This window comes from Embleya sp. NPDC055664 (assembly GCF_053618075.1).
Genome location: NZ_JBSHGZ010000039.1, coordinates 1 through 26,844, shown reverse-complemented (window position 1 = coordinate 26,844; position 26,844 = coordinate 1). Strand labels below are relative to the sequence as shown.

At 71.0% G+C, this 26,844-nt stretch carries 25 protein-coding genes; 10 read left to right on the top strand and 15 right to left on the bottom strand.

What is annotated here, in order from left to right; genetic code table 11:
• Window positions 1-181: 181 nt before the first annotated feature.
• Complete coding sequence (locus ACWGR4_RS39810) at window positions 182-688, top strand: VOC family protein (RefSeq protein ID WP_452129875.1); 507 nt, start codon at window positions 182-184, stop codon at window positions 686-688.
• A gap of 165 nt (window positions 689-853) precedes the next feature.
• Window positions 854-1,366 carry a hypothetical protein gene (locus ACWGR4_RS39805; RefSeq protein ID WP_452129876.1) on the top strand — a complete coding sequence of 171 codons (513 nt, stop codon included), beginning with the start codon at window positions 854-856 and terminating at the stop codon, window positions 1,364-1,366.
• A 59-nt stretch (window positions 1,367-1,425) separates the two neighbouring features.
• On the opposite strand, the gene ACWGR4_RS39800 is transcribed toward ACWGR4_RS39805, so the two are convergent.
• Window positions 1,426-2,598 (bottom strand): MalY/PatB family protein, encoded by a 1,173-nt coding sequence (locus tag ACWGR4_RS39800; protein WP_452129877.1) that lies wholly within the window; start codon window positions 2,596-2,598, stop codon window positions 1,426-1,428.
• A gap of 137 nt (window positions 2,599-2,735) precedes the next feature.
• Between ACWGR4_RS39800 and ACWGR4_RS39795 the strand changes: the two genes are divergently transcribed.
• Both ACWGR4_RS39795 and ACWGR4_RS39790 read left to right on the top strand, forming a co-directional pair.
• Window positions 2,736-3,230 (top strand): DUF2867 domain-containing protein, encoded by a 495-nt coding sequence (locus tag ACWGR4_RS39795; RefSeq protein WP_452129878.1) that lies wholly within the window; start codon window positions 2,736-2,738, stop codon window positions 3,228-3,230.
• Between the two features lie 157 nt (window positions 3,231-3,387).
• The gene (locus ACWGR4_RS39790) at window positions 3,388-5,586 is read left to right on the top strand and encodes an MMPL family transporter (protein ID WP_452129879.1); all 2,199 of its coding nucleotides are present in this window, start codon (window positions 3,388-3,390) and stop codon (window positions 5,584-5,586) included.
• Window positions 5,587-5,616: 30 nt separating this feature from the next.
• Here the strand turns inward: ACWGR4_RS39790 and ACWGR4_RS39785 are convergent, their stop codons facing one another.
• Window positions 5,617-7,239: a flavin-containing monooxygenase gene (locus ACWGR4_RS39785; protein WP_452129880.1), complete on the bottom strand. Its 1,623-nt coding sequence runs from the start codon at window positions 7,237-7,239 to the stop codon at window positions 5,617-5,619.
• A gap of 170 nt (window positions 7,240-7,409) precedes the next feature.
• On the opposite strand from ACWGR4_RS39785, the gene ACWGR4_RS39780 reads away from it, so the two are divergent.
• Complete coding sequence (locus tag ACWGR4_RS39780) at window positions 7,410-8,069, top strand: TetR/AcrR family transcriptional regulator (RefSeq protein ID WP_380006935.1); 660 nt, start codon at window positions 7,410-7,412, stop codon at window positions 8,067-8,069.
• A 484-nt stretch (window positions 8,070-8,553) separates the two neighbouring features.
• Window positions 8,554-9,669 (top strand): chitinase, encoded by a 1,116-nt coding sequence (locus ACWGR4_RS39775; RefSeq protein WP_380006932.1) that lies wholly within the window; start codon window positions 8,554-8,556, stop codon window positions 9,667-9,669.
• Between the two features lie 148 nt (window positions 9,670-9,817).
• On the opposite strand, the gene ACWGR4_RS39770 is transcribed toward ACWGR4_RS39775, so the two are convergent.
• From ACWGR4_RS39770 to ACWGR4_RS39760, 3 genes are all read right to left on the bottom strand, one after another.
• Window positions 9,818-10,060 (bottom strand): hypothetical protein, encoded by a 243-nt coding sequence (locus ACWGR4_RS39770; RefSeq protein WP_380006929.1) that lies wholly within the window; start codon window positions 10,058-10,060, stop codon window positions 9,818-9,820.
• Window positions 10,061-10,341: 281 nt separating this feature from the next.
• Window positions 10,342-11,124, bottom strand: a complete 783-nt coding sequence (locus ACWGR4_RS39765) for an SDR family NAD(P)-dependent oxidoreductase (RefSeq protein ID WP_452129881.1) — start codon at window positions 11,122-11,124, stop codon at window positions 10,342-10,344.
• Window positions 11,125-11,564: 440 nt separating this feature from the next.
• A complete protein-coding gene (locus ACWGR4_RS39760; protein WP_380006923.1) occupies window positions 11,565-11,783 on the bottom strand; it encodes a hypothetical protein in 219 nt (72 codons plus the stop codon).
• Window positions 11,784-12,086: 303 nt separating this feature from the next.
• On the opposite strand from ACWGR4_RS39760, the gene ACWGR4_RS39755 reads away from it, so the two are divergent.
• Entirely contained in the window at window positions 12,087-12,905 is an 819-nt protein-coding gene (locus ACWGR4_RS39755) for an alpha/beta hydrolase (RefSeq protein WP_452129882.1), read from the top strand.
• A 10-nt stretch (window positions 12,906-12,915) separates the two neighbouring features.
• Here the strand turns inward: ACWGR4_RS39755 and ACWGR4_RS39750 are convergent, their stop codons facing one another.
• The 4 genes from ACWGR4_RS39750 to ACWGR4_RS39735 form a co-directional block, all read right to left on the bottom strand.
• Window positions 12,916-14,118, bottom strand: coding sequence for a methyltransferase domain-containing protein (locus ACWGR4_RS39750; RefSeq protein WP_380006917.1), 1,203 nt, complete (start codon window positions 14,116-14,118; stop codon window positions 12,916-12,918).
• Window positions 14,119-14,288: 170 nt separating this feature from the next.
• The gene (locus ACWGR4_RS39745; RefSeq protein WP_452129883.1) at window positions 14,289-14,786 is read right to left on the bottom strand and encodes a nucleoside deaminase; all 498 of its coding nucleotides are present in this window, start codon (window positions 14,784-14,786) and stop codon (window positions 14,289-14,291) included.
• Between the two features lie 84 nt (window positions 14,787-14,870).
• On the bottom strand, window positions 14,871-15,341 hold the full coding sequence (cynS, locus tag ACWGR4_RS39740) for a cyanase (RefSeq protein ID WP_380006911.1): 471 nt from the start codon (window positions 15,339-15,341) through the stop codon (window positions 14,871-14,873).
• A 54-nt stretch (window positions 15,342-15,395) separates the two neighbouring features.
• Complete coding sequence (locus ACWGR4_RS39735; RefSeq protein ID WP_380006908.1) at window positions 15,396-16,007, bottom strand: carbonic anhydrase; 612 nt, start codon at window positions 16,005-16,007, stop codon at window positions 15,396-15,398.
• Window positions 16,008-16,148: 141 nt separating this feature from the next.
• On the opposite strand from ACWGR4_RS39735, the gene cynR reads away from it, so the two are divergent.
• Window positions 16,149-17,066, top strand: a complete 918-nt coding sequence (cynR, locus tag ACWGR4_RS39730) for a transcriptional regulator CynR (protein ID WP_452129884.1) — start codon at window positions 16,149-16,151, stop codon at window positions 17,064-17,066.
• Window positions 17,067-17,149: 83 nt separating this feature from the next.
• On the opposite strand, the gene nhaA is transcribed toward cynR, so the two are convergent.
• The 3 genes from nhaA to ACWGR4_RS39715 form a co-directional block, all read right to left on the bottom strand.
• Window positions 17,150-19,036, bottom strand: a complete 1,887-nt coding sequence (gene nhaA, locus ACWGR4_RS39725) for a Na+/H+ antiporter NhaA (RefSeq protein ID WP_452129885.1) — start codon at window positions 19,034-19,036, stop codon at window positions 17,150-17,152.
• Between the two features lie 167 nt (window positions 19,037-19,203).
• Window positions 19,204-20,058 carry an iron uptake transporter permease EfeU gene (efeU, locus tag ACWGR4_RS39720; protein WP_452129886.1) on the bottom strand — a complete coding sequence of 285 codons (855 nt, stop codon included), beginning with the start codon at window positions 20,056-20,058 and terminating at the stop codon, window positions 19,204-19,206.
• A 141-nt stretch (window positions 20,059-20,199) separates the two neighbouring features.
• Window positions 20,200-21,375 (bottom strand): nuclear transport factor 2 family protein, encoded by a 1,176-nt coding sequence (locus ACWGR4_RS39715; protein WP_452129887.1) that lies wholly within the window; start codon window positions 21,373-21,375, stop codon window positions 20,200-20,202.
• 129 nt (window positions 21,376-21,504) lie between these two features.
• On the opposite strand from ACWGR4_RS39715, the gene ACWGR4_RS39710 reads away from it, so the two are divergent.
• Entirely contained in the window at window positions 21,505-22,386 is an 882-nt protein-coding gene (locus ACWGR4_RS39710; protein ID WP_452129888.1) for a LysR family transcriptional regulator, read from the top strand.
• Between the two features lie 1,090 nt (window positions 22,387-23,476).
• Here ACWGR4_RS39710 and ACWGR4_RS39705 read toward each other — a convergent pair.
• Window positions 23,477-24,169 carry a DedA family protein gene (locus ACWGR4_RS39705; protein WP_452129889.1) on the bottom strand — a complete coding sequence of 231 codons (693 nt, stop codon included), beginning with the start codon at window positions 24,167-24,169 and terminating at the stop codon, window positions 23,477-23,479.
• A 302-nt stretch (window positions 24,170-24,471) separates the two neighbouring features.
• Between ACWGR4_RS39705 and ACWGR4_RS39700 the strand changes: the two genes are divergently transcribed.
• Entirely contained in the window at window positions 24,472-24,672 is a 201-nt protein-coding gene (locus ACWGR4_RS39700; protein ID WP_380006887.1) for a hypothetical protein, read from the top strand.
• Window positions 24,673-24,932: 260 nt separating this feature from the next.
• On the opposite strand, the gene ACWGR4_RS39695 is transcribed toward ACWGR4_RS39700, so the two are convergent.
• Both ACWGR4_RS39695 and ACWGR4_RS39690 read right to left on the bottom strand, forming a co-directional pair.
• Entirely contained in the window at window positions 24,933-25,256 is a 324-nt protein-coding gene (locus ACWGR4_RS39695) for a hypothetical protein (RefSeq protein ID WP_391589693.1), read from the bottom strand.
• A gap of 725 nt (window positions 25,257-25,981) precedes the next feature.
• Entirely contained in the window at window positions 25,982-26,266 is a 285-nt protein-coding gene (locus ACWGR4_RS39690; protein WP_452134310.1) for a hypothetical protein, read from the bottom strand.
• Between the last annotated feature and the right edge of the window lie 578 nt (window positions 26,267-26,844).

Here is a 26,844-nt window from a genome sequence, read left to right as displayed (position 1 = left end):
ACCCGTCGGTCACGTTGCGACTACTCTACGCTGTGGGCGGAGTTCGCTCGACTCCGCTTCGCCGAACGCACATCCCCTGCGCCGAACGCGCGTCCCCCGTCGCGCGGTCCACGTCGAACGACCCGCGTCGCACCCCCCGTTGCGTGCGGCTCGCCTCGAACAAGTCACCCAGGGAGTCACGGTGACGATCCGTCGGATCAACCACGTCGTCATGTCCGTCCGCGACCTCGATCTCTCCACCCGGTTCTACCGTGACGTCGTGGGTCTGGAGGTGGTCAGCCGCCTGCCCGCCACCGCGCACTGGCCGGCCATGGCCCTGCTCCGCTCCGCACCGGCGTCGAGCATCCGCCACGATCTGGGCCTGATCGCCAACACCGGCCCGGGAGCGGTCGTCGGTCGCGGGCCGTACCACGTCGCCTTCGAGGTCGACACGATCGCCGACCTCCGACGCGCGCACCGCCGGTTGGCCGCGGTCGACGCACTCGGCGGCGGCATGGACCAGGACTTGCGCTTTTCCGTCCACGGTCACGACCCGGACGGGATCATGGTCGAGATCCTCTGGCGCGCCCCGGTGGGAGTCCGGTCCCATCCGGACGAACCAAGCTGTATGTCCGTCGACTTCGACCGCCCCCGCCAACACCTGCACGGCCGGCCGACCACCGATCGGGTGGTCGGCGCACCGGCCTGAGCCGGGCACGGAGCAGGCCGGCGCCCACGCCGCTCTGCACCCGCCCCGCCCGCCCCGGAGGGGCGTGGCCGGCCCGGTGGCCTCGGTGGTCTACCGTGCTGTGCAGCGTGACCTGACGGGCGTCGGCGACTCCGGCGCGTGTGTATCGAGAACGGGATCGGATCGTTGAGCGAGGAACAGCCCGACGCCGTGGTCGAGCGGGTCGCGGCCGGACACCTGATGCGCACCGGCCCGCACCCCGACGCCGCCGGCCGCCCCGATGCGGTGTCGGCCGTCGACCCGGACGCGGCATTGGTGACCGCCTGGTGCACCTGCCTGCTGTGGCGTTCGCGGCTGCCCTGGACCGCGCGGGAGCATACGGACGCCTTCGAGACCCACCTCGCCCGGGTACGCCGGGCCGCCCGGATCCTGCCGCCCGACCTGGTGGACGGCCGCTTCGCCTACCTGCCCTGCGCGGACGAGGCCGCGGCCCTCGCGGTCGCCGAGACCTGGATCGACCTGGGCAGCGCCCGCAGTCGGCTGTTCCTGGACGGCAGCGGGGTGGTGATCGCGTTCGCCGACGTACAGTTCCCGACCGAGGTCGCGCTGTGGGCGCTGCGCACCGACCGTACCGACCCCGCCGCCGCGTACCTGCTGCACGCGCTGGAGTATCTGGCCGGCCCGAACCGGACGGACTGAGCACCCGCCGGGAGGGCCGGGTCCGTGCGGATCGGCCGTCCCGGCGGTGGGCGTGGTGGTCAGAGCGCGACGGCCATCCGGCGGATCGCGTCGGTGACGATGTCCGGGTGCGTGCCCAGGTTGAGCCGGGCGTGTCCCGCGCCGCCGGTGCCGAAGTCGACGCCGCAGGTCAGCGCGACTTTGGCCCGGTCGAGGAAGTACGCCGCCGGGTGGTCGCCCAGGCCGAGGTCGCGGCAGTCGAGCCAGGCCAGGTAGGTGCTCTCGGCGGGGGTGTAGCGCACGGCCGGCAGGTGTTCGGCGAGCAGGTCGGCCAGGAGCCGCCGGTTCGCCGCGAGTCCGGCCAGGAGGGCGTCCAGCCAGCCGACACCGTCGCGCAGCGCGGCGGTGTGCGCGATCACGCCGACGTGGCTGGGGCCGTGGCTCACCTCTTCGGGCAGCGCGGCCAGTTCCTCGGCGGCGGCCGGGCCGGCGATGGCGAGCGCCGCCTTGAGCCCGGCCAGGTTCCAACCCTTTGACGCGGACATCAGGGACAGGCCGTCGGCGGTGCCCGGCACGCTCAGGTAGGGCACGTACCGGTCCGGCGGCGCCAGCGGCGCGTGGATCTCGTCCGCCACGACGCGCACCCCGTGCTCGGCGGACAGTCGGGCCACGGCAGCCAGTTCCGCCTCGGTGTGCACGGTCCCGGTCGGGTTGTGCGGGCTGCACAGCAGATAGGCGACCCGTCCGCCGGCGGCGGTCGCGGTACGGAAGGTGTCGGCCAGTACGTCGAGATCGATCCGGTGGTCCGCACCGAGCGGGGCCTCCACCACCTGTCGATCCATGTTTTTCAGGAACATGTAGAACGGCGGATACACGGGCGAGTTGACCACGACCCGATCGCCCGGTCCGGTGACCAGTTTGAGCATCTCGACGACGCCCTGCATCACGTCCGGCACGATCGCCGTACGCTCGACCGCGAGCGAGTGCCACCCCCACCGCTTGGCGGCGAAGTCGGCCAGGGCGGTGGCGTATTCGGTGCCGGCGGCATACCCCGTGTCGCCGAGCCGGACGGCGTCGGTCACGGCCTGGATGATCGGCTCGGCCAGGGGGACGTCCAACTCGGCCACCCACAGCGGAAGTACATCCTCCGGGTAGGCGTGCCACTTCATGCTGGTGCGCCGACGCAGCGTCTCCAACGTGAGCGCGCGCAGCGGATCGACATTCTCGGCGATGGGCTCCGACAGACTGTCCATGAAACCCACGATAAGCGAGCACCCGCCCGGGAGAAGAGGGTGTGACGAGGGCGAATGAACGGCGGGCCGCGCCGGATCCGGGTCGGGCACGCCCTAGGATCGACCGGATCGGCAAGTCGGTGTCGGGAGGATGCTTCGTGGGTGGCGCGCGGGTGCGGCGGATCGAGGTGCCGGACGTGGCGGCGCCCGCCGCGGAGTCGTCGGGAGCGGAGTTGCCGGGGGCCGAGTACGCCTCGGCGTTCGAGCTCGGGACGGCGACGGCTCGCGCGCGTACCCCCGAGCAGTGGGCCCGGGCGGCGTTCGAGGGGTCGCCGGCCGTATTTCGCGGGATGTTGCTGATCGGATGGACCCTCGTGCTCGGGTTGCGGCTGGGACCGCGGCCGTCGCCTACGCACGTGTCGGGCTGGTCGATCGCGACGTCCGACGCCGACTCGTGCACCGTCACGGCGAGTTCGCACATGATCACGGCACGCAACACGCTGCTTGTCCGGGACGACGCTGTCGTGTGGATCACTCGGGTGCGCCACGAGCGGCGCATCGGCCGTGTGGTGTGGGGCGCGATCGCGCCGATCCACCACCTGACCGTCCCGTGGATCCTGCGGCGTGCGAGCCGCAGCACGCTGCGCGGCTGACCGTACACACGCAGGACACTCGCCACCGGGGCCGGCCATGCGCCCGGGCCCTGCGCGAGTCGGGTCGGAGGGTTCTCGCGCCGATCGGTCACATTCGGCGCGCGAGGCGCGTCATAGCGGCGACGCCTGTGCCGATCGACACGATCCGGGAAGATCCATGACGTTCACCGAAAAAGCTCCCCCCACGGCCCCGCGAGCGGGGGTGTTCGCCCGCCTCGCCGGCTTCGCGCATCGCCGCAAATGGCTCGTCGTGGGGCTGTGGCTGGTCGTTCTCGTCGGCACCTGGGGCGTCGCCTCGACGGTCGGCGACGACTACCACGAGGACTACTCCATCCCGGGCGCCGAGTCGCAGCGGGCGTCGGACCTGCTCGCCGCACACGCCTCGGCCGAGGCCGGCGACACCCTCCAGATCGTGCTGCGCGACGAGGCCGGCCTGCGTACCGAGGCGACCCGGCAGCGGATCGACGCGATGCTCGGCAAGGTGGCGGGGCTGCCCAAGGTGGCGCAGGTGCGCGGCCTGTACGACGATCCGGCGGCGATCTCCCCCGACGGCCGGGTCGGCTATGCCACGGTGGTGCTCACCGGTACCTCGGAGGAGATGACCACCGCACAGACCGAGCGGATCTACGACACCGCGCGGTCGATGCGACACGACGGGCTGCGCGTCGAGTTGGGCGGCGAGGCGGCCCGGGCGATGGGTCGGAACGAGAGCAGTGGTGCCGAGGGCGCGGGGATCCTGGCCGCGCTGGTCATCCTGGTCTTCCTGTTCGGCACCCTGATCGCGGCCGGACTGCCCATCGTCACCGCGCTGTTCGCGGTCGGCTCGTCGATGGCCGTGGTGGTGGTCGCCTCCCGGGTGTTCACCATCGCGAGCTGGGTGCCGTTCGTGATGATCCTGGTCGGGCTCGGCGTGGGCATCGACTACGCGCTGCTGATCTTCGCGCGGTATCGCAGCGAACTGGTGCGCGGTACCGAGCCGGCGCGGGCCGCCACGATCTCCCTGGACGCGGCCGGGCGTTCGGTGTTCTTCGCCGGCTGTACGGTCATCGCCGCGTTGCTCGGGCTGGTCGCCCTCGGCCTCGGGTCGCTCCAGGGCATGGCGTTGGCGGTGGCGCTGACCGTGCTCGGCACGATGGTCGCGTCGCTGACCCTGCTGCCCGCGCTGCTCGCGATCTTCGGCGAACGTTTCTCCCGACAGTTCGTCGCCCGAGCGGCGGCCCGGGCCGCGAAGGGCAGGGCGCCCGAGGGCACACTCTGGCGGCGGGTCGGCACGGTGGCGCAACGTCGGCCGCTGGTCGCCCTGTTGGTCGCGGTACTGGCCCTCGGCGCGTTGTCGGTGCCTGCGCTCGGCTTGCGGCTCGGTTTCTCCGACGCGGGCAACGACCCGACGGGCACCACCAGTCGCAAGGCGTACGACCTGCTGTCCGACGGGTTCGGCGCGGGCTTCAACGGGCCCTTGATCGTGGTGGTCGAGGGCGGCGCGGGCGGTGCCCAGGCGGCCGGTACCGAGGCGACGACCGTGCTTCGGGCCACCCCCGGGGTGCGTACGGCGGTGGGACCGTTGGCCGTCGCGGACGGGCGGATCGCCACCGTGATGGTCTTTCCCACCTCCGCGCCGCAGGATCGGGCCACCACCGACCTGGTGGGCGCGTTGCGCGACGAGGTATTGCCTTCGGTGTCCAAGTCCACCGGTGCGCGGTTCCTGGTCGGCGGGGCCACCGCGGCGGCGGAGGACTACTCCGCCAAGGTCGCGGACCGGATGCCGCTGTTCATCGTGCTCGTCGTCGGCGTGGCCATCGTGTTGCTGATGATGGTGTTTCGTTCGCTGCTGATCCCGCTCAAGGCCGCGGTGTTGAACCTGCTGAGCATCGGGGCCGCGCTCGGTGCGATGACGTCGGTGTTCCAGCACGGCATGCTCGGCGCGGAGGCCGGTCCGATCGAACCCTGGGTCCCGGTCGTGGTGTTCGCGGTGATCTTCGGACTCTCGATGGACTACGAGATCTTCCTGGTCTCGCGGATCCACGAGGAGTGGAAGCGCACCCGGGACCACGGGTCGGCCGTGCGCGAGGGTCTGGCGCACACCGGCTCGGTGATCACCGCCGCGGGCGCGATCATGATCGTGGTGTTCGCCGCGTTCCTGCTCAGCCCGCAACGAGCGCTCCAGCAGCTGGGGTTGGGCATGGCGGTGGCGATCTTCGTGGACGCGGTGATCATCCGCTGCCTGATCGTGCCCGCGATCATGCAACTCCTGGGCACGCGTGCGTGGTGGTTGCCGGCGCCGCTGGCGAAGATGCTGCCGAGGTTGGAGTTGGAGAAGAGCGAGGCGAGCGAGGATCCGGGGCCGGGTGCCGCGTAGCCGGCGAACGGCTGAGCGGACGACGGGCGTTCAGCGCGAGGTGGGCTCGGCCGGGCGTGCCGGGGCGGTGGCGCGGCCGAAGCGCATCCCCCGGTCCTGGAGCGAACCGTGCTTGAGCAGCAGTACGTCGCGCGGGTAGTTCTGGTGCAGCCGCCACGGCGCGGTCGGGCCCTGCTTGGGCAACATCGCGGTGCCGCGCAGTACATAGCCGGACTTCAGGTCGAGCAGCGGTTCGAGCGGCGCGTCGGCGGGCGGAGCCTGTGGCATGCACACCTGGTAGCCGTGCGCGTCCATGTGGTTGAGCAGCCGGCAAACGTAGCGGCCGACCAGGTCGCACTTGAGCGTCCACGAGGCGTTGGTGTAGCCGAGGGCCAGGGCGAAATTGGGCACGCCGGATAGCATCATGCCCTTGTAGGCGACCGTTTCGGACAGTTCGATCGGAGTCCCGTCGACGGTCAACGTCATGCCGCCGACGGCCAGCAGGTTCAGGCCGGTCGCGGTGACCACGATGTCGGCGGGCAGTTCGGCGCCCGAGTCCAGTCGCAGTCCGGTTGCGGTGAAGCCGGCGATGGTGTCGGTGACGATCGAGGCCCGGCCGCCGCGCAGCGCGGCGAACAGGTCGCCGTCGGGCACGAAGCACATGCGCTGGTCCCACGGGTCGTAGCGGGGCGCGAAGTGGGTGTCCACGTCGTAGCCTTCGGGCAGTTGCCGGATGGCGCCCCTGCGCAGCACGGACTTCATCAGCCTCGGCGCGCCGCGCGAGAGGTGGAAGGCGAGCATGGTGAGGCCGACGTTCTTGGCCCGGATCAGCGGCAGCGCGGCGCGGTCCGGCAACACCCGACGCAGCCGTCGGCCCACCGTGTCGCGCGCGGGCAGCGCCATGACGTAGGTGGGCGAGCGCTGGAGCATGGTCACGTGCGCGGCGGTGTCGGCCATCGAGGGGACCAGGGTGACGGCGGTGGCGCCGCTGCCGATGACCACCACGCGCTTGTCGGTGTAGTCCAGGTCCTCGGGCCACGCCTGGGGGTGGACGACGGGTCCGGCGAAGTTCTCGATGCCGGGGAAGTCGGGGGTGTAGCCCTGGTCGTAGCGGTAGTAGCCGGTGCACACGAACAGGAACGAGCAGGTCAGCTCGACGACTTCGGTGGAAGGTGCCTCGTCGCCCGGATCGGATGCGGCCTCGTCGGCGGGGTTCGGCGATGGCGTCGGGGTCGGCGGTGCTGTTGATATCGGCGTCGGTATCGGCGTGGCCGAGGGTGCCTGCGTCGGGCGTCCGACCGGCCGCCGGGCGGCGCGTACCGTCCATCGCGCCTCGCCGCTCGACCACTCCGCGCCGAGCACCCGATGCCCGAAGCGCACCAGCCGATCCACGCCGTGTTCGCGCGCCGTGTCGCGGATGTAGTCGCGGATCGCCGCGCCGTCGGCGATCGCCTCGTTCGCGGTCCACGGCCGGAAGGAGTAGCCGAGGGTGTGCATGTCCGAATCGGAACGGATCCCGGGGTAGCGGAAGATGTCCCACGTGCCGCCGATCGCGTCCCGGCCCTCCAGGATCGATACGGACTTGCCCGGGGAGTGTCGGCGCAGGTGGCAGGCGGCGCCGATGCCGGACAGGCCGGCCCCGACGATCAGTACGTCGACGTGTTCCCTGGCCATGCCGTTCCCCATTCCGCGAGGGGCGCCCGACAGTGGGCGACGGGTGCGACATCCGAGCGAACGCCGGTGCGACGCACGGCTACCGGGCGGTAGCGTAGGCAACGGTATCGACGTGGCGTCGAGCCAGTCAACACAGTGTCGAGACGTTCGACGGGCGATAGGGTTCGGGGGTGACCGAGACCCCCGCCAAGGACAGCATCCGCCCGCGTCGGGGCCGGCGCGACTCGCGTCCCTCGGGCGACGATCGGGAGCGGGCCATCCTGGCCACCGCGGAGCGACTGCTCGGCGGGCGCGGCCTGGACGAGATCTCCATCGACGACCTGGCCCGCGGGGCGGGCATCTCGCGACCCACCTTCTACTTCTACTTCGCCTCCAAGGAGGCGGTCCTGCTCAGTCTGATCGACCGGGTGGTCGCCGAGGCCGACGCCGGTTCGGAGGGCATGCTCGAAGACCTGCCGGCGGACCCGACGGCCCACTGGCGATCGACGATCGACGCCTTCTTCGCGACCTTCCGGGCCCACCGCGCGGTCACCCTGGCCGCGGCCCGGGCCCACGGTACCAACCGCGAGGTACAGGAACTGTGGGCCCGCGTCATGGAGAACTGGATCCGCCGAGCCACGGCAGCCATCACGGCCGAACGCACCCGAGGGGCCGCCCCCGAAGGCCCCCCGGCCCGCGACCTGGCCATCGCACTCACCTCGATGAACGAACGAGTCCTACTGGCCACGCTCGCCGCCGACCAACCCTCCCTGTCCGAACCGGAAGCAGTAACCACGCTGCTCCACATCTGGCTGACCGCCATCTACCACCCCCCGACCCCACCCCACTGACCGCGCCACACCCCGTCTCGCGCGTCGGTTCGGGCCGTGCCTTGTCCCGCGCCCGGCTCCGCGCGTTCCACGCCCAGCCCCGCGCCGCCGCCGCGCCCCGCGCCCGGTCCCGCGTCTCGCGCCCGGCCCTTCGCCTGGACCCGCGCCTCGCGCCCAGCCCTTCGCCTCGGCCCGTGTCCGGTCCCGCGCCCGCGTCCGGTCCCGGGTCCGCTCCGCGTTCCGTGTCCGGTCCCGGGTCCGCTCCGCGCTCCGCGCTCCGCGTCCGCTCCGCGGTCGGCGGCGCGTTTTGTGTGCCGGGGCGCGGTTTGTTTGACGGAGTTTGACTGTGGTCTGGACCTGTTGACCTGGAGGTCTGGACCACTTTAGCGTTTTGGTGTTGCACCACGTGAGTTTCCGGGCCCGTCCCCGCCCGGGAGGTAGGCGTGCCACGCAGGACGTTCCTTCCGTGCCCGGCCGCGCTCGAACGGCCGGAAGGATATCGAGCATGAAGCGCAGGACCTCACGCCTGCTTGGGGTCGCCCTGGCGGTCGCCTTCGCGGTGGGCGGCTCCGTCGCCGCGTCCACCCCGGACGGCATTCAGGGCAGCGGCCGTCCGCACCTGGCGAAGGCCACCGGCACCGCCACCACCGCCGACCCGCCGGACGATCTCTGTCCGCGCAAGCCGAAGCCCTTCGGCAAGGTGATCCAGGGCTACTGGGAGAACTGGGACGGCGCGGTCAACGGCGTACACCCGCCGCTCGGCTGGATCCCGATCACCGACGCGCGCATCGCCGCGCACGGATACAACGTGCTCAACGCGGCGTTCCCGGTCATCCTCGGCGACGGCACCGTCCTGTGGGAGGACGGGATGGACTCGACGGTGAAGGTGGCCACCCCGGCCGAGATGTGCCAGGCCAAAGCGGCCGGCGCCACCATCCTGATGTCCATCGGCGGCGCCGCGGCCGGTATCGACCTCAACTCCCGTGCCGTGGCGGACCGGTTCATCGCGACCGTGGTGCCGATCCTGAAGAAGTACCAATTCGACGGCATCGACATCGACATCGAGACCGGCCTGGTCGGCGGCGGCAACATCAACACCCCGTCCACGTCGCAGGCCAACCTGATGCACATCATCGACGGCGTACTGGCCCAGATGCCACCGCAGTTCGGGCTGACGATGGCCCCCGAAACGGCCTACGTCACCGGCGGCAGCGTCACCTACGGCTCGATCTGGGGCGCGTATCTGCCGATCGTGAAGAAGTACGCGGACAACGGCCGGTTGTGGTGGCTGAACATGCAGTACTACAACGGCAACATGTACGGCTGCAACGGCGATTCCTACTCCGCCGGTACCGTTGCCGGCTTCACCGCGCAGACCGACTGCCTGAACCGTGGCCTGGTCGTCCAGGGCACCACGATCAAGGTTCCCTACGACAAGCAGGTCCCGGGTCTTCCCGCGCAACCGGGCGCGGGCGGCGGCTACATGTCGACCGGCCTGGTCTCCCAGGCGTGGAACAAGTACGGCGGCGCACTCAAGGGCCTGATGACCTGGTCGCTGAACTGGGACGGCTCGCGCAACTGGACTTTCGGCAACAACGTCAAGGCCCTCCAGGGCCGCTGACCGCGCCGACCGCACGGTACGGGCACGCAGGCACACCGGGCGGTCCCGTCACCCCCACCCCGGGGCGACGGGACCGCCACCGCGTCGGTGCGATCCGCATTCCTGGTGAACGCGGTATACGCCGAGTCGAGCCCCGACCACGGGTGGGCTACTGGCCGGCGCCACCCGTGGGCCCGAGCGGGAGCAGGATCGAGGGCTCCGGCGAGGGCAGGTAGGTCGCCGTAGGCGCCTCCCCGCGCACCTGGGCGAGGATGTTCCGCACCACGACCTCGGCGCGCCGCATGGCGTACGCGGCCATCTTGGACTCGGCCAGGTGGTCCCCGTTGATCCGCACCCCGTGGCAGCGGAACCGGATGTCGGCGGATATCCCGCCGCCTCCGGTGGTGTCCACGGTGAACGCCTTGGCCTGCCCGGCTCGCTCGGCGGCTGGGTGATCAGGGTCCTACCCGGGCGCAACTCCACGCCCAGCGCCGCGAGTTGGGCGAGCAGGTCGGCGCGCGGCTCGGGCCGGAAGCCGGGCATCAGCTGTTCGGCGGGATCCACTACGACCGCCTGCGGTCCGGCGTTCACCAGCAACACCCGTTCGGCGCCCGCCGGTTCGGTGCGGGACTCGCGGATCCGGCCCAGCGCGTCGGCGGAGACGTCGCCCCGGCCGCGCGATCCGGAGTCGGTTCAGGTGCGCAGGTGGGAGGCGCCGTTGAGGTCGAGGATCGTGCCGGATGCCCATTCGGCCTCCGGAGAGGTCAACCACAGGACCGCGGCGGCGATTTCGGCCGGATCGGCGACCCGGCCGAACGGGCTCTGGTCGCGGATCGCGGCACCCTCGGCACCGGACAGGCGGTGGGCCACCCGGTCGGTGTCGATGAAGCCCGGGGCGACGGAGGCGACCGCGATCCGGTGCGGGGCGAGCGCCACCGCCAGGGATTGACCCAGTGCGTGCAGTCCGGCCTTGGTGGCGCCGTAGGCGGGGTGGTCCGGCTCGCCGCGGAACGCGCCGCGCGAGCCGACGTTGACGATGCGGCCGCCGGTGCCGCGCGCGATCATGCCCCGGGTGACGAGGTGGCTCAGTCCGGCGGCGCCGACGAGGTTGACCGCGACGTGCCGCTGCCAGGCGGTCACCCACTCGGTGTAGTCGGTCGTGGCGGGGGGATGCGGGGTGTTGACGGCGGCGTTGTTGACCAGCACGTCGATGCCGCCCAGGGCCTCCTCCGCCTCGGCCACGAGCCGCTCGACCGCGTCCGGCTCGGCGAGGTCCGCGCCGATCAGTACGTGTCCCCGACCGGCCAGGCCGCCCAGCGTCTCCTCGGCCTCGTCCCGCCGCGACCCGTAGTGCACCACCACCCGGTCCCCGTGCGCGGCGAACGCCCGGGCGACGGCCCGACCCAGCCCTCGGGCGGCCCCGCTGACCAACACCCGCCGCCCCACGGCGGGAAAGCCCCACGTCTCATCGGACACGACGACCTCCTCATACAGCGTCGAACACCCGAGCCTACGAGGCCCCCGACGACGGTCGACGGCCGCACCCCGGCGGACCCAAGGCCGGCAGGAGAGCATCCCGGCGAGCGCCGACCGGAAGCGAAGCGCCCCGGCCCGCGCGTGCCGTCAACGCCGCACCTCGCCCCGCGCCGGCCGGCAACGAAGCGTCCCACCCGCGCGTGCGGTCAACACCTCACCTCGACTCGCGGCGACCGCCAACGCCGCCTCTCAGCCGACGCCGCGCCGGCGGCGGTGCAGCCCGAGCCGGAAGGCGCGCGCCGGTCGCCGCTGGGCCCGAGCCCACGGCGCCTGCCGACCGGCAGCGCCGCGCCCCACAGCCCCACGCGCGCGCTACGGGCGGTGCGCGCCCCACAGCCCCACGCCCGCCCTACGGGCGTTGCGCAGTCGTGGGCGACCCCTCAGGTTCCGTCGATCTGCAGTTCCACGAAGACGTCCGGGTCGAACGGGACCCACCGGGCCGGGCGGTCGCTGCCGACGATGCGCAGGCGGCACCAGTCCTCGCCGCGCCCGCCGTACCAGCGCGCGTTGATTCGTCCCAGGGCCCAACTGCCGTCCCGGTTACGGATCTCCACCGGCTCGTAGACCCGGCGGATCTCCTCCTCCGGAGGAGCCGTCACCCACTCGACTCCCATGCGTCGCTCTCGATGATCATTCAGCACAGTTCCACCCCCTGAATCGCAGGCGACCAAGCGGCCTCGCTCGCACCGAGCCCGCCGAAACCAAGCTTCTACACATCTGTAGAAACCTTACATGACGCCCATTCCGAAATCCGCCCCCGTCGACACCCCCGCCCCGGACACAACCACACGCCCGCCGCAGCGCGGCCGGCGCCGTGCCGGGGGCGGTGTCACAGTGGCGGGAAAGGATCTTGTTCGGGCTGATGTGCGGCGGGGGCTTGGTGAGCGAGGCGAGGTAGGGCCGTGAAACGTACTCCCGTGGTGTTCATCCATGGTTTGTGGCTGCATTCGACCAGCTGGCGGAATTGGATCGAACGATTCCGGAAGGCCGGCTACGAGCCGCTGGCGCCCGAGTGGCCCGGAGTGCCGGGCACCGTACTGGCCACCCGCCGGGACCCGCAGAGCCAGGCCGGGGTCGGCCTCGCCGAGATCGCCGCGGCGTACGCGGACGTGATTCGTGGCCTCGACACCCCACCGGTGCTGATCGGCCACTCCGTCGGCGGCTTCATCGCCCAGCAGCTGCTCGGCGAGGGCGTGGCCGCCGCGGCCGTGGCGATCTGTCCCGGCCAGATCAAGGGCGTCAAGGCGATCGGACCGGCCCAGGTGAAGTCGACATACGCCATCCTGCGCAACCCCGCCAACGCCAAGCGCGTGGTGTCGCTGAATCAGGCCCAGTTCCGGTACGGCTTCGCCAACACCGTGACCCGCAAGGAGTCGGAGGACCTGTTCGCGGCCTGGACGATCCCCAGTACGGCCCGCCCGCTCTTCCAACTGGCCCTGGGCAACCTCACCCGCAACTCCGCCGCCGAGGTCGCCACCGGGAACCAGTCGCGTGGACCACTCCTGCTGCTGTCCGCAAAGCAGGACCATACCGTCCCCGACGTGCTGACCCGCGCCACGCTCAAGCGCTACCGCAACTCCCGTGCCATCACGGACTATCGCTGCTTCGAGGACCGGGGCCACTCGCTGACCGTCGACAGCGGATGGCCGGAAATCGCGGAGAGCGCACTGCTCTGGCTCGCCGACGCCGGCTTCCCCGCCGCGGCCCCGACCCCGGCCTGACCCCCGGGCGTCAACCGCGGCCCCGCGCGGGCCAGTCGTGCGCCGGCGGGACGAGCGGAAACGTGGTGGCGCCGTACCACGGTTGCTGGTCCACGACGCCGTCGCCGGCGACCGTGACGGTCAGGCCGAAGTCGTGGATGGTCGGCCGGCCCCGGGCGTTCCACCAGTGCCAACTCGCCTCGACCTCGTGCCACAACCGACGCGGGCCCGACTGCCGGATGGTCGGCGCGTCCGTGCCGAAATCGGCCGCGGCGATCGAGTGACCCCGCCCGGTGTCGGCGCCGTACAGCCACAACGTCGCGCCGAATATCCCGTGCAGCACCGTCCGGGCCAGGCAATCGGGTACACACAGGCCCAGCACGAAGCCCACCGAGTCGAACGGCCCGCCCACCACGTCGTCGTAGCCCAACGTCGTGGTCGTCGCCCGGGCGTAGGCGGCCCAGTCGTCGGGCAGCGCCGCGCCGCCGTAGCGCCGCCAATCCGGCCGCTGGGCCCGCAGCTTCATGAACGCCGTGGCGAGCGTGAACGGCCCGCTCGCACCACGCCGATCGGCGCCCACCACCAGGCGCAGCGCGCAGTCGCCACTGCCGTAGTCGGTGCCCCACGGCAGCACGATCACCGCGCCGGGCGCGGCCTGTTCGATCCACGCCGCCGGCACCCGCCGCACCCCGGCGGTGACCTGGATCCGGTCGTACGGCCCGCCCGCCCGATGGCCCAGCGTGCCGTCGCCGGTGATCACCTCGACCAGATCGCCGAACCCGGCCGCCGCCAGATTCTCCCGGGCCCGCCGGGCCAGGTGCGGGTCGACCTCGATCGAGGTGACCCGGCAGCCGCGCGCGGCCAGCAGGCCGGCGCTGTAACCGGTCCCGGTGCCGACCTCCAACACCCGCATCCCCGGGGCCGCGTCGAGGTCGTACAACATCTCCGCGAGGGTCGAGGGCGTCGACGCCGACGACGTGGCCAACCGGCCCGCCTCGGTGCCGGAGTGCCGGCCGTCGTCCCACTGGGTCACCAGCGCCCGGTCCGAATAGACCGCGCGGCGCCACGCCTCCGGATCCCGGTCGCGATCGAGGAGCGCGTCGGTGTCGTCCGGCCAGATCCGGGCGGGCACGAAGTCCTCGCGCGCCACCATGCCGAACACCGACTCCCATCCCGCCGGGAGCACGTCCTTGCGCTTGAGCAGCGCCGTGAGCGTGTCGGGCCCCACCGTCATGAAACGCACCGTCGAGCGGCAACGACGGACCGAGCGGCCATCACGAACCAACCTTTCCGGAGGGTGACTACTCGCCGCACCCTAGAAACGCCGAAGCGTAATCGTCAAGGCGGGTGCGGAAGTTGGCGATATCGACTCCGCAACGGCGGCGAACGGCCCCGGCGTCCGGATCAGGCGGTAGGGGCGCCCGTGACCCGGCGTTCGCCGCCGTTGCGGCGCTGCCACTCGCGGTAGACGTCGGTGGCGGCGGTACGCGGCTCGTATCGCATCGGAAGCCGGCGCTCCTCCCACGGCTTGGCGAACTCCGCGTAGAAGGTGTCGAGTTCGAAGTACCTGCGGTCGTCGACGTAGTGCGGCGCGTAGTCGTCGCGGGTGGTCAGGAAGACGACCTCTTCGGGAGAGCAGTAGTAGAGCGAGCCCAGGCACATCGGGCACGGGTGGGCGAGGACGTAGATGGTGGCGCCGATCAGATGCTCCGTCCCCAGCTTTCGGCACGCCTCGTGGATCGCCAGGATCTCGGCGTGCGCCGTCGGATCGGCGGTCTGGGCCACCTTGTTCGCGCTCTCGGCGACGATCTCGCCGTCGCGGACGATCACCGTCGCGAAGGGCCGGCCACCCTCCTCGACGTTGCGGAGGGCGAGGTCGATGGTGCGTTGGGCGAAGTCCATGGGATTCCTCCGGATTTCCCGGTCATCGGGATTTTTTGGTCGTTCGGGTGAAGGTGTGCAGAAAGAGATGGGAAAGCCGGAATGTCAGAACGGCTTGGTCGGCAGATACTTGCCGTCCAACGTGATCACCGCGCGCTCGCCGCCCTCCGGGTCGGCGACCTTCCGCACGTCGAGGCGGAAGTTGATCGCGCTGATGATGCCGTCGCCGAACTGCTCGTGGATCAGCGCCTTGAGGGTGGTGCCGTAGACCATCAGCATCTCGTGGAAGCGGTAGATGGTCGGGTCGGTCGGCAGGCCCGGGGTGTCCGGGCCCCGGGTGGGGATGGCCTGGAGCAGTGCTGCGGCTTCCGGGCCCAGGTCCAGGAGTTCGGCGACCGCGTGGGCGGCGTCGGCGGGCAGCGGGTGCTGACCGAGGACGGCGGCGGTGACGAACGCGACGGACAGGCCGGTGGGTTCGGCGATCCGCTCCCAGGTCAGGTCCTTGCGGATCTTGGCCTCGACGGCGGTGGCGGCGAGCTGCTGCCGGGCGGTGGGGTCGAACAGGGCGTGCGGCATGGGGTTTCCTTACGAGGGTGTGTGAGGGAGGGGAGGGTCAGGCGGAGGGAAGGGTCAGGCCGGCAGGGCGATCGGCCGGCCCGTGGCGGCGTCCAGCGCGGTGACCGTGCCGGAGCCGATGTCGTAGACCCAGCCGTGCAGGGTCAGTGCGTGCCGGGCCAGGGCGCGGGCCACGCTCGGATGTGTGGCCAGGTTGGCGAGTTGGTCGGCGACGTTGCTCCGGACCAGCGCGCCCACCCGATCGGAGGCGTCCGCGGCCGGACGGGCCCGATCGGGGTTGGCGTGCCGGAGCCAGTCGGCGACCTGCGGCGTACCGGCCAGGTCGTGGCCCTCCGCGAGCGCGGTCATCGCCCCGCAGGCCGAGTGCCCGCAGACGATCACGTCCGTGACCGCCAGGACGGCGACCGCGTACTCGATGCTCGCGGCCACCCCGTCACCGCCGCCCGCGCCCGGTGTATGGGCCGGCACCAGATTGCCGGCTGTACGGATCACGAACAGCTCGCCCGGCTCGCTCTGGGTGATCAGCTCCGGCACCACGCGGGCGTCGGAGCAGCCGATGAAGAGCGTCGCGGGCCGATGGGCATGCGCCAGGCGGTCGAACAGCGGCGCCTTGGCCGGGAACACATCGCGCTGGAACCGGGTGACACCGGCGGTGAGGTGATGCATGGGCTGGCACTACTCCCTTACGAAGGTGACGGTGAAAGCGGGGCGCTCCCGCCCGACTGGATCCACCATGCATGACCTGTGCCTATAGCGTCCAAGGCGCAGTACCCATCGAAGCCATAGACATCACCTATAGTCGTCCCCATGGCCCCGGAACTACGGCACCTCCGCTACCTGCTCGCCGTCGCCGAGCACGGCAACTTCACCCGTGCGGCGGAGGAACTGCGTGTCTCGCAGCCGACTCTGTCCCAGCAGATCAAGCAGCTCGAACGCATCCTCGGAGTGCGCCTGCTCGACCGGAGCGGGCGCACGGTGCGGCCCACCGACGTCGGCGAGAGCTACCTGCACTACGCCCGCCGGGCCCTCCAGGACCTGGCCGCCGCCGAACGCGCCGTGCACGACGTGGCCGACCTGACCCGCGGCGGCCTGCGGCTCGCGGTGACGCCGACGTTCACCACGTACCTGGTCGGGCCGCTGACCGAGGAGTTGTACGCCCGTCACCCCGGGATCGCCCTCGACGTCGTGGAGACCACCCAGGACCGGATCGAATCCGGCCTGGCCGCGGACGAGTTCGACCTGGGCATCGCGTTTCGCGGCACACACCTGCCGGGCCTCGTCGGGACCGCGCTCGGCACCGAACGGCTCAGCCTCGTGGTCGGCGCGACCCGGCCGACCCCCGCCCCGGACGCCCCGCCGCTGCCGGTGCGCGACCTGGACGCTGAGCATCTGGCGCTGCTCAGCGACGACTTCGCCACCCGAGGGCACATCGACGAGTACTTCGCCCGGCACGGCGTACGGCCCGGGATCGCGGTCCAGGCGAACTCGATCCAGGCGCTGACCGAGATCGTCCGACGCACCCCGCTGGCCACCGTGCTGCCGGACGCGATCGCCCGCGACCATCCGCATCTGCGCCCGGTGGCCGTCGATCCGCCGCTGCCCGTGCGTACCGTCGTGCTGCTCCGCCGGGAGAGCGCCTACCGCAGCGCCGCCGCCCTCGCCTTCGAACGGCTGACGCGGGACGTGGTCCGGGCCCGCGACGACTTTCCGGAATCGGCCGGGTGAGCGCGGTGTCCGCTGCGTCCGCCGTGTCCGCTGTCCCGAGGCGGGTGGGCGCGCCGAGGTGAGTGGCCCCGCGCGCCGCCCGCTCAGCGGTCCATCAGCGCGCGTTCCTTGGCCGCGTGTACGGCCGCCGTGAGGCCGGCGATGTCGTAGGGGCCGTGGTGGCGGCGGCCGTTGACGAAGAAGGTCGGTGTACCGGTCACCCCGCTCAGGTCCGCCGACTCCTCGTCCTCGGCGACCCGATCGGCGCCCTGCCGGGTGCGCAACGCGAGGCGGAACTCGTCGACGTCCAGGCCCAGGGTGCGCGCGTGTTCGATCAGGTCGCTCGGCTTGAGCGCGTCCTGGTGTTCGAGGAGGTGGTCCATCATCTCCCAGAACGCGCCCTGATCCGCGGCGGCCTCGGCGGCGATCGCGGCCAGTCGGGCCCGGGGGTGCACGTCGGGCAGCGGCAGGTGGCGCCAGACGTAGCGCACGTCGCCGAAGTCGGCCAGCAGCTCGCGCACCACCGGCTCGGCCCGACCGCAGAACGGGCATTCGAAGTCGCCGTACTCGACCAGTGTCACCGGCGCGTCGATCGGGCCCCGGATGTGGTCGCGGTCAGGATCCACCGGCACCGCCAGGTCGACCAGGCTCTGCCCGGTGCCGAGCAGCGCCCGCGACCGGGCCGGACGCGGCAGCGCCGAGATCACCACCGACACCAGCCAGGTGACCACGAACGAGCACACCACGGCGCTGAGCACGCCGACCTTGGCCTCGTCCAACTGCTCGCCCTCGAAGGCGAGCGTTGCGATCAGCAGCGACACGGTGAAGCCCACACCCGCGATCGCGCCGCCGCCGACCACCGCGCCCCAGCCGACCGGCGGACGCAGCCGGCCCCCGCTGAGCCTGGTGGTCAGCGCACTGGCACCGATGATCCCGATCGGCTTGCCGAGCACGTAGGCGAACAGGATGCCGAGCGTGATCGGCGAGGTGAAGGCCCGGGAGAGCAGCCCGCCGTTCAGCGTGATCCCGGCGTTGGCCAACGCAAACAGCGGCACGATCACGTAGCTCGTCCACGGGTGGTACATCCGCTGCAGCCGCTCATTGGGCGACAGCGCCGCCGCCATGCCGCGTCGGGCGGTGCGTTCCAGCTCCGGGGTGGGCTGCTCGCGGAAGGAGCGGAACAGGCCGGTGGCCCGTTCCAGCTCGGCCCGCGACGCCGGGTGGGCGATGGTCAGCAGGCCGAACACCAGGCCGACCACGACCGGATCCACGCCGGACTTCAGCACCGCGACCCAGGTGATCACACCCAGCACCCCGTACGGGGCACCACGCCGGATCCGCGCGCCGCGCACCAGCAGGACCACCCCGAGCAGGGCCAGCGCGATCAGCAGCGGGGTTACGTCGATGTGGTCGCTGTAGGCGACGGCGATCACCACGAGGGCGACGAAGTCGTCGACCACGGCCACGGTCAGGATGAACGTATGCAGCCGGCGCGGGAACCGGCTGCCGAGCAGGGCGAGCATGCCCAGCGCGAACGCGGTGTCGGTGGACATCGCCGCGCCCCAGCCGTGCACGGAGGAGTCGCCCGCGTTGATCGCCAGATAGATCAGCACCGGTACGGCCATGCCGCTGAGCCCCGCCAGCAACGGCAGGGTCAGCCGGCGCCGCTCACGCAACTCGCCCAGGTCGAACTCGCGCCGGGCTTCGAGGCCGACCACGAAGAAGAACAGCGTCATCAGGCCGCTGTTGACCCACTCGCGCAGGTCGAGCGCGACACCGGAGTCGCCGAGCCGGATCGACAGGTGTGTGTGCCACAACGACTCGTAGGAGTCGGCGCCGATGTTCGCCCAGGCCAGCGCGGCCAGCGTGGCGACCAGGAGGACCGTCGCGCTGCCGCTCTCGGTACGGATGAACGCCCACCGCGCGGTGCGCGCCCCGCCCTCGTCGAGGGATTGGCCCGCGAGGCCGTCCCCGTTGCGCGGCTGCGTCATGCCTGTGCCCCCCCTGTACGTGTTCGGCGCTCCTCGGCCGGACCGGGTCAGAGGATATCCGTCGGCGCGCGGCTGATGATCTTCCCGGACATACCCGGCGTGGGATCGGGTCGGTTCGGCGTGATCTGCCGTGATCTGCGTGATCTGCGCCACGGGGCGCGGTCCGCTCAGACGGAGGCGGTTCCCGGGGCGGTGGCGGTGGGGGCGGGGGTCTTCTTCGGGCCGCCCTTGGGGAGCAGGAAGAACAGTGCCATGACCGGGATCAGATAGGCCGTCCAGACGGTGACCTGGAGGACCGTGGGGTCGGGCTGGAAGTTGAGGATGCCTTTGAGGAGGGTGCCGTACCAGGTGTCCGGGGGGATGGTGTCGCTGATGTCGAAGGCCCGGTTCGACAGGCCGGGGAGGTAGTCGGCCTCCTGGAGGTCGTGGACGCCGTACGCGAGTACGCCGGCGGCGACGACGACGAGTGCGGCGCCGGTCCAGAGGAAGAACCTGGCGAGGTTGATGCGGACGGCGCCGGCGTAGAAGAGGTAGCCGAGCACGACGGCGGTGGCCAGTCCGAGGGCGACGCCGATCATCGGCTCGGTGTTCTCGCCGGTGGAGCGGGCCGTGCCCCACACGATCACCGCGGTCTCCAGGCCCTCCCGCCCCACGGACAGGAACGCGGTCAACACCAGCGCACCCGTGCCCATCGCCAGCGCGTGGTCCAGCTTGCCCTGCAACTCCGCCTTGAGCGCGTGCGAGGTACGCCGCATCCAGAAGATCATCCACGTGACCAGGAGCACGGCCAGGATGGAGAGCGAACCGCCGAACAGCTCCTGCTGCTTGAAGGTCATCTCGGCCGACGTCAGTTCGAGGGTGGCCTCGAGGGCGACGCTGAGCGCGACGGCGGCGCCGATCCCGAGCCAGACGGCGGGCAGTGCGTCCCGGCGGTCGCTCTTGACGAGATAGGCGATCAGGATGCTGACCACGAGGGCTGCTTCCAGCCCCTCGCGCAGACCTATCAGGTAGTTGGCGAACACCAGGTGACTCCGCTCGATCGAACAAATCTCGGAATTTAGGCGAGGCTCACCAAAGCACCCGTTCGGATGCGTCGTCAACATGGGATCGGTCATGTCCGGGCGGGCGGGTGGCTGGGGCCGGGCGGTTTGGGGGCCAAAGGCTCAGGGGTGTCGGTGGTAGGCCTTGTTGGTGATGCGCCACCTTTCGTCGACGTGGGCCAGGAGGAAGACGTCGGTGAAGGTGTCGGTGCCGTGTCGCAGGGTCATGGTCGCGGTGGCGACGGTGCCGTGTACGTCGACGGTGTCGATGCGACGCGAGCGGGTCGGCTCGTCCGGGGCGGGCCGGCCGGGGAAGAGCGCGCAATATTCGTCGAGACCCCACGAGACGAACGCGCCGTCCCGGATGCCCTCGACGTGCGCGGTGGGCAGGAACGCGGCGCGGAAGTGGGCGGGGTCGCCGGTGGCGTGTCCGCGTATATAGGCGCGGAGGGGTTCGAGCACCGCGTCGGGGACGGCGGGGGTCAGGGCGGCGACGGCGATGTCGGCCTCGGGGTCGGCCGGGGTGCCGGCCAGGTCGGCCGCGCTGCGCAGCGGGGTACCGGACGCGGCGGCCAGCAGGTCCAGGTCCTTGGCCAGCGCGGCGATGGTGAACTGGGCGGGGGCGGCAGTGGGCCGGTTGCCTCCGCTCGTGAGCATGCTGCGTTTGCGGGCCACGAGTCCGCCGAGCAGGCCGAGTTCGAGTACGTCCAGCACCTCGGTTCGGGGCAGGCCGAGCGCGTCGCCCTGCCGCAGCGCCTCGCGCAGGGCCAGGACTCCGCCGGCGAGGCTGCTGTTGGCGATCAGCTTGAGGGCGGCGGCGGTACCGGCGTCGGCGACGGGCCGCACGGTGCCGAGCGCCGCCAACACCGGCCGCACCCGATCGAGCGTGTCGGGGTCGGCGCCGGCGAGGATGTCCAGGGTTCCGGCGGCGACGGCGGGCACCGAGCCGAGTACGGGCGCGTGCACGTAAGAGGCCCCGAGTTCATGGGCCGGCGCCGACGCGTCGGCGGGGGCGACCGTGCTCGTGTTCACCACGATGGCGTCGGGTCGAAGCGAGGCGCGGACCTGGTCGACAACCTCGCGGCAGGCCCGGCCGTCGAACAGCGCGAGGAGGACGACGTCGGCCTTCGCGACGGCGGTGGTCGGGTCGTCGGTGGTGTCGAAGAGGCCGCCGGTGCTGGGAGGCCCGGAGCGGGTCCAGCCGATGACCTCATGGGCGTGCTCGGCGAGTCGTGTCGCGACAGCGGTGCCCATGCGGCCCAGGCCGAGGACGGCGATCGTGCGCGGTGCGGTGGTCATGCGTCCCAGCGTGAAGCAGTGGCAGGCTCTGCGACAAGCGCAACTTCGGAAGGGCAGGCATGCGTATCTCGCATACGACCTGCCCGGAGCCGCCATACTTGTGCCCAGGCTCGTGCTGGAGGGGGCAAGTTGGATCTCACCGTGTGGCGGACCTTCGTGACGGTGTGTCGGGTCGGGTCGTTGTCGGCGGCGGCGGTCGAACTCGGCCACACCCAGTCGGCCGTCTCCCGGCAGATCGCCGGCCTGGAGCGGCGGCTCGGGGTGGCGCTGGTCGAGCGGCAGGTGCGTGGGGTGCGGCCGACGCCGGCCGGCGAGGTGTTCCGGCACCACGCCCTCGTCGTGCTCAACGAGGCGGATCGGGCGGTGCGCGCGGTTCGGGACGTACGAGACGGGACACCGGGTCGCCCGCTGACCGTCGGCGCGACGCCGTCCCTGGCCGCCGGGATCGTACCCGCCGCGATCCGGCGCCTCCTGGACGACGAAGGCCCGCTGCGGTGGAGCCTGCTGCCCGGATCGAGCGCCGACCTGTACGACCGGGTGCTCGCCCGCGACCTGGACATCGCCGTGGTCACGGACGCGCCGCCGGGCCTGCCGGACGACCCCCGGGTGGAACGACGGCTCCTGGGCGTCGACGAGATGGTGGTCGTCCTGCCCGCCGACCACCCGCACGCCGGCCGGGGCCCACTGCCGATCCACGAACTGGCCGACCAGACCTGGGTCGAGGACAACGACGGCTCGGCGGCCCTCCTACGCCGCCACGCCGCCCGCGCCGGAACCACCGCCCGAATCGACCTGGCGGCGGCCGACCTACCCGGCAAAATCGCCATGGTCGCCACCGGCCACGCCATCGCCCTGATCCCCGCCGCCCTGACCACCGCCCTACGCACAGACGTCACCACGGCGACCCTGGTAGACCCCCCAACCCGCGGCATCTACACGATCACCCCACAACACGACCAACACCCGGCGACAGCGGCCTTGTCCACCCACTTGGCGACAGCCTTCACCTGAGGTGCCTCCGCCGAAGGTCTCGGGCCGGCCGGAGCCGGGGCTGCTTCCGGCGTGCGTTGCGTGTGTGGTCGCGGGTGGCCGGTGCGGGGCCGGCCAGAGTCGGTGGTGGAACGCCGCCGGCGTGCGGGGCTCCGAGACTTGGGGCTTCCGACGAGGCGGGTGTGTCGGTCGGCGAAAAAGCGGCCGGCAGCGGCGGGCGGGGTGGGTGCTCGGGTCGGGTCCGCCGGGCGTGCGTTCCCGAGTGGGCTGGGTGCTTTCGGCGCGCGCTGCGCCTTGGGTTGCGGGTGGCTGGTGCGGGGCCGGCCAGAGTCGGTGGTGGGTCGCCGCCGGCGTGCGGGGCTCCGAGACTGCCGGTCCTCGGTGAGACAAGCGCCTTGCTCGGCGAAACCCGGCTGGCAGCGGGGAGCAGGGAGGGCGGTCGGGTCGGGTCCTCCAGAGGGCCTTCCCGAGTGGGTTGGGGTGCTTCGGGAGCGTTTGGAGGGGAGTTGGGGCTCGAAACCGGATCGCGATCGGTGGTTGTGGGCCCTGAGCTTCGGTGACCTGCGGTTTTGTAGTGTCGGGGCGGAAAGTCGGGCGTCGAGTGCCGGTTTCGTGCGCTCCGACCCCCTTGACGCCGCTGCGAAGACCAAAACCGCCCGATCGCAGCCGACTTCGGACGCCGCGACCTAGCAGAGGCCGTCGAGGAGACCACAAGTGCCCAGTAGGGGCCGAAACCGGATCCCGAGGCACCTCAAACGCTCCCACTTCGCGCTGACCTGCGGTTTTCTCCCCCACCGAGGCCACGACGCCTCACGTCGTCCGGTTTCGTAAACTCTCGCCTCTCACACACGCCCACTGCACCTCGAAATGCCCTGCCCGACCCACTCGGGACGGCTCCTCGGCGGGATCAACCGGACCGCCCTCCCTGCCCGCCGCTGCCGGCCGGTTTTCGCTAAGCGATGCATCCGTCTCGTCGGGAACCCGCCGTCTCGGAGCCCCGCACGCCGGCGGCGGCCCATCACCGACTCTGGCCGGCTCCGCACCAGCCACCCGCGACCCCAAGCGCAACGCACGCCGGAACGACCCAACCACCCGGGCAAGGTGCGGTCGGTCACGGTTCGTCTCGGCGGTGGGAGCCGGGGTCCGAGCCCGAGCCCGAGTCGGGGCGGTGTTTGCGTTGGCGGAGTACCTCCAGTGCGATCGGCAGAAGCGAGATCAGTACCACCACCGCCACGATCGGCAGCAGGTAGGTGTCCACGTTCGGTACGGACGAGCCGAGTCCGTAGCCTGCCAGGACCAGGCCGATCGCCCAGACCGTGCCGCCGATGATCTGCCACAGGGTGAAAGTGCGCACGGGCATCCCCAGTACGCCCGCCAGCGGGTTGAGCACCGTGCGCACGACCGGGACGAAGCGGGCCAGGACCACCGCCTTGGCGTGTCCGTACTTGCCGAGCAACTCCTCGGCCCGCGCCACGCCTTCGTGCAGGCTGCGGTTCTTGTACCGGCTCAGCAGCGCGCGTCCGCCGCGCCGGCCGAGGAGATAGCCGACCTGGGCGCCGAGCAGGGCTCCGACCACGGCGGCGAGCAACACCTGCCACAGGGTCAGGTGCACCCGGTTCGAGGAGCCCGGTACGCACAACAGTCCGGCGGTGAACAACAGCGAGTCGCCGGGCAGGAAGAAGCCGACCAGCAGGCCGGTCTCCGCGAACAACACCACGGCGATGCCGAGCGCCCCGAAGGCGGACAACAACGAACTCGCGTCCAGCACGTTCACGGCCAAGTCGGATACGGCCGACGAAGGCATGGGCGCTCCCTCCTTCGATAACGCGCGATCCGGTGTCGGTCGGCCGGGATTACGGCGCGGGGAACGACATACCGGAGCTCTGTCCCCGAAACGATGCCGTATCACGGCTCAGAGTCGGCCGAGAGCGCTGTGGGCCGGGCGGGTGACGCGATGAGGACGGGAGCAGGCGGGCCGGGCCGAGATGCGGACGGCTGAAAACCGCCCCACGGTGCGCCCTCTTCGCCACTGTTGTTATCGATATGCCGCATATTCGTGACCAATTCTCAGCCGTGGCCGGCAAGTGCGCGGGCATCGGGTCCACCATGACGCACCACGACTCATCGCGGGAGAACGGCTCCGACGAACTGGCCGCGCTGGTACGGCAGGCCCGGCAGTGGAGCGAGGCGTCCCCGGACGGCCCGGCCGAGCGACCGCTGCTCGACCCCTCGACGGACTCTCTCCGCGAACGTATGCGTCGCCGCCGCGCCAATCGCTCGAACGACGGCAACGCCCGGAACGACTAGGCCCTGTACGGAGTTGGGTTAGAGGGGGCGGCAGCGCCGGTCGCACGCCACGTGGATCTTGCAGGTCAACCCGCTGCGCAAGCGGCCGAGTGCCGCCGCCTTCAGTCGCGCGCGGCGTCATTCGGCCCGCCCGGGGTCGTCGTCCAGGGCGGGCCCGCCCCGGCGCGGAACGCGCTGGGCTTGAGTACGTGGAGAAAGTCTCGGACACGCGCCCCGGTCGACGTCCCGATGCGCGTGCCCGTCTGCGCCTGCCGGAGGGTCTACGCGGTCAGGGTCACAGTGCGTTCGGAGGACGTTCGCTTCGTTCCGGCGCGGTCGGTGACCGTGTAGTACAAGTAGTATCGCCTGTTGGTTTCCGGGGTGGGGATCGGGAACGACATGAACTGGGACGCCGCAAGCTCCTGTTCGGTCACGGTGTGATCCCCCTGACTCTGGCCACCCCAATAAAGGGTGATCGTGTCACCGGGCTCCCTAGCCGGATACTCGATGTGAACCGTAATCCCGTTGCGTGCTTGCGCTCTGCTGATGATGCCGTCGCGGTTTGCGAGGGGCACGGTCGGTGCGGGAAGCGGCTGTTCAGGCATGGTGGTCTCCATTCTCACGTGCGGCGCCCGGCGGTCCCGGCGCCATGAACCACTATGGCCAACCCAGGAGTCGGGTGGGTGGAGAACATGCAAGTCCACTGTGGGGGCACGGAAGTTCGCCTCCGGGAACCCCGAACGGCGCCTTGTCGCTCGGCGGACCGAACAAGAGAGAGACGAGGCAGAAATCGGCATGAAGGCCCCGCCCGGCAACACGATTGGATTTCGGACCGGGGACTGCGCACACGGTGGAGCACCAGCCTTCGGAGAACGCCATTCGACGAAGAGTTGCGGATGTCCGATGCAGCTCGGCTCCGCTTGCCGCCCGGCACCTCACGGTGCCGGGCGGTTTTGTCGTGCCCGAAAACGGAGGGCACCTGTCGGAGCAAGGTGCGATCCTGGGTCGAACCCCACGACCGTCCGCAGGAGCACACCCATGACGAGCCCACCCATGTTGGCGTTCTTGGCCCCACCCTCGGAGCCCGAGCCCGCTGTGGCGGTAGCGCCCTCCCGGCCACAGACGACTACGCCCTTCTCGGTTTCCGTGCCGGAACCGGCTGCGCTTGTCGTTGCCGAGCCGGACAGGAAGCCGGTCTACCACGCTGTGTCAGGGCATCTCGTGGGGTGGATCGTGGGCGCGGACTTCGTGGCTGTCGACGAGTAGATGCCGTGCCGAGATACGAGAAAATGGCCCCGGCCGCCCTCTGGGCGGCCGGGGCCATTCTGCGTTAGGCGGTCTTCGCCTCGGTGGGCTCGTCGTCCTGGTCGCCGTCCGCCAGGCCGAGATAGCCGATGATCGGCATCACCTCGTACTCGGGAGACGGCGCGTGCAGCGCTTCAACCGTCTTCCGGTCCTCGGTGCGCTGGGCCACTTCCCCCAGACCAAGCAATGCAGCAGTCAGGGTCAGCACGATCTCGGTAGGCAGGTCGAGCCCGTAGTGGGCCAGCAACAGGAGAACGGCGGCAACAAGGGCGTACAGGCGCACGCCGTGAGTTCGAACGAGAGTCGTCATTCCTTCACCTCTTCCTTCGGGGTCTTCGGGGCATGGGGGTACCTCCAAACGAGTGGGTGTGGACACGCAACGCGTTGGGAAGATCACCGCTGGTCGACAAGTGGTCGACCGGTGAGGGGACTTACATGTCTGAAGAACAAGCGGTACCCAACTCGAAGGGACCGGCGCCGGTTCGGATCCCAGCCACCACGGACCCGAACCTGATCCCGGCGGACCAGGTCAGGCCCGAGGACATCGGGACGCTGTCGATCGAGTACCGCGACGGTCAGCCCATCATCGTCGTCAGTGGCGGAACGACCGTTCCGGCCGAACTGACGGTTGAAAATGCAGCCGGGAACGCGGTCGGGGTCTTCGTGGCAGCCCCACGGTCAATCGCGGGACGCAACCCCTCTCCTCCTTGGGTTCGACTGGAGTGGGGCTCGAGTGACACCGTGTCGACCCGAGCAACCGGGGTCACTAGGTATGAAGTTGACCTTGGCGACTAGGGCCTGTACGCAGTTGGACTATCCGATGGGCTGAAGGCTGCGGATCCAGATGATCGAGCTTCGCAATTGGAGTCCTGCCAGGTAGCTTTCGGG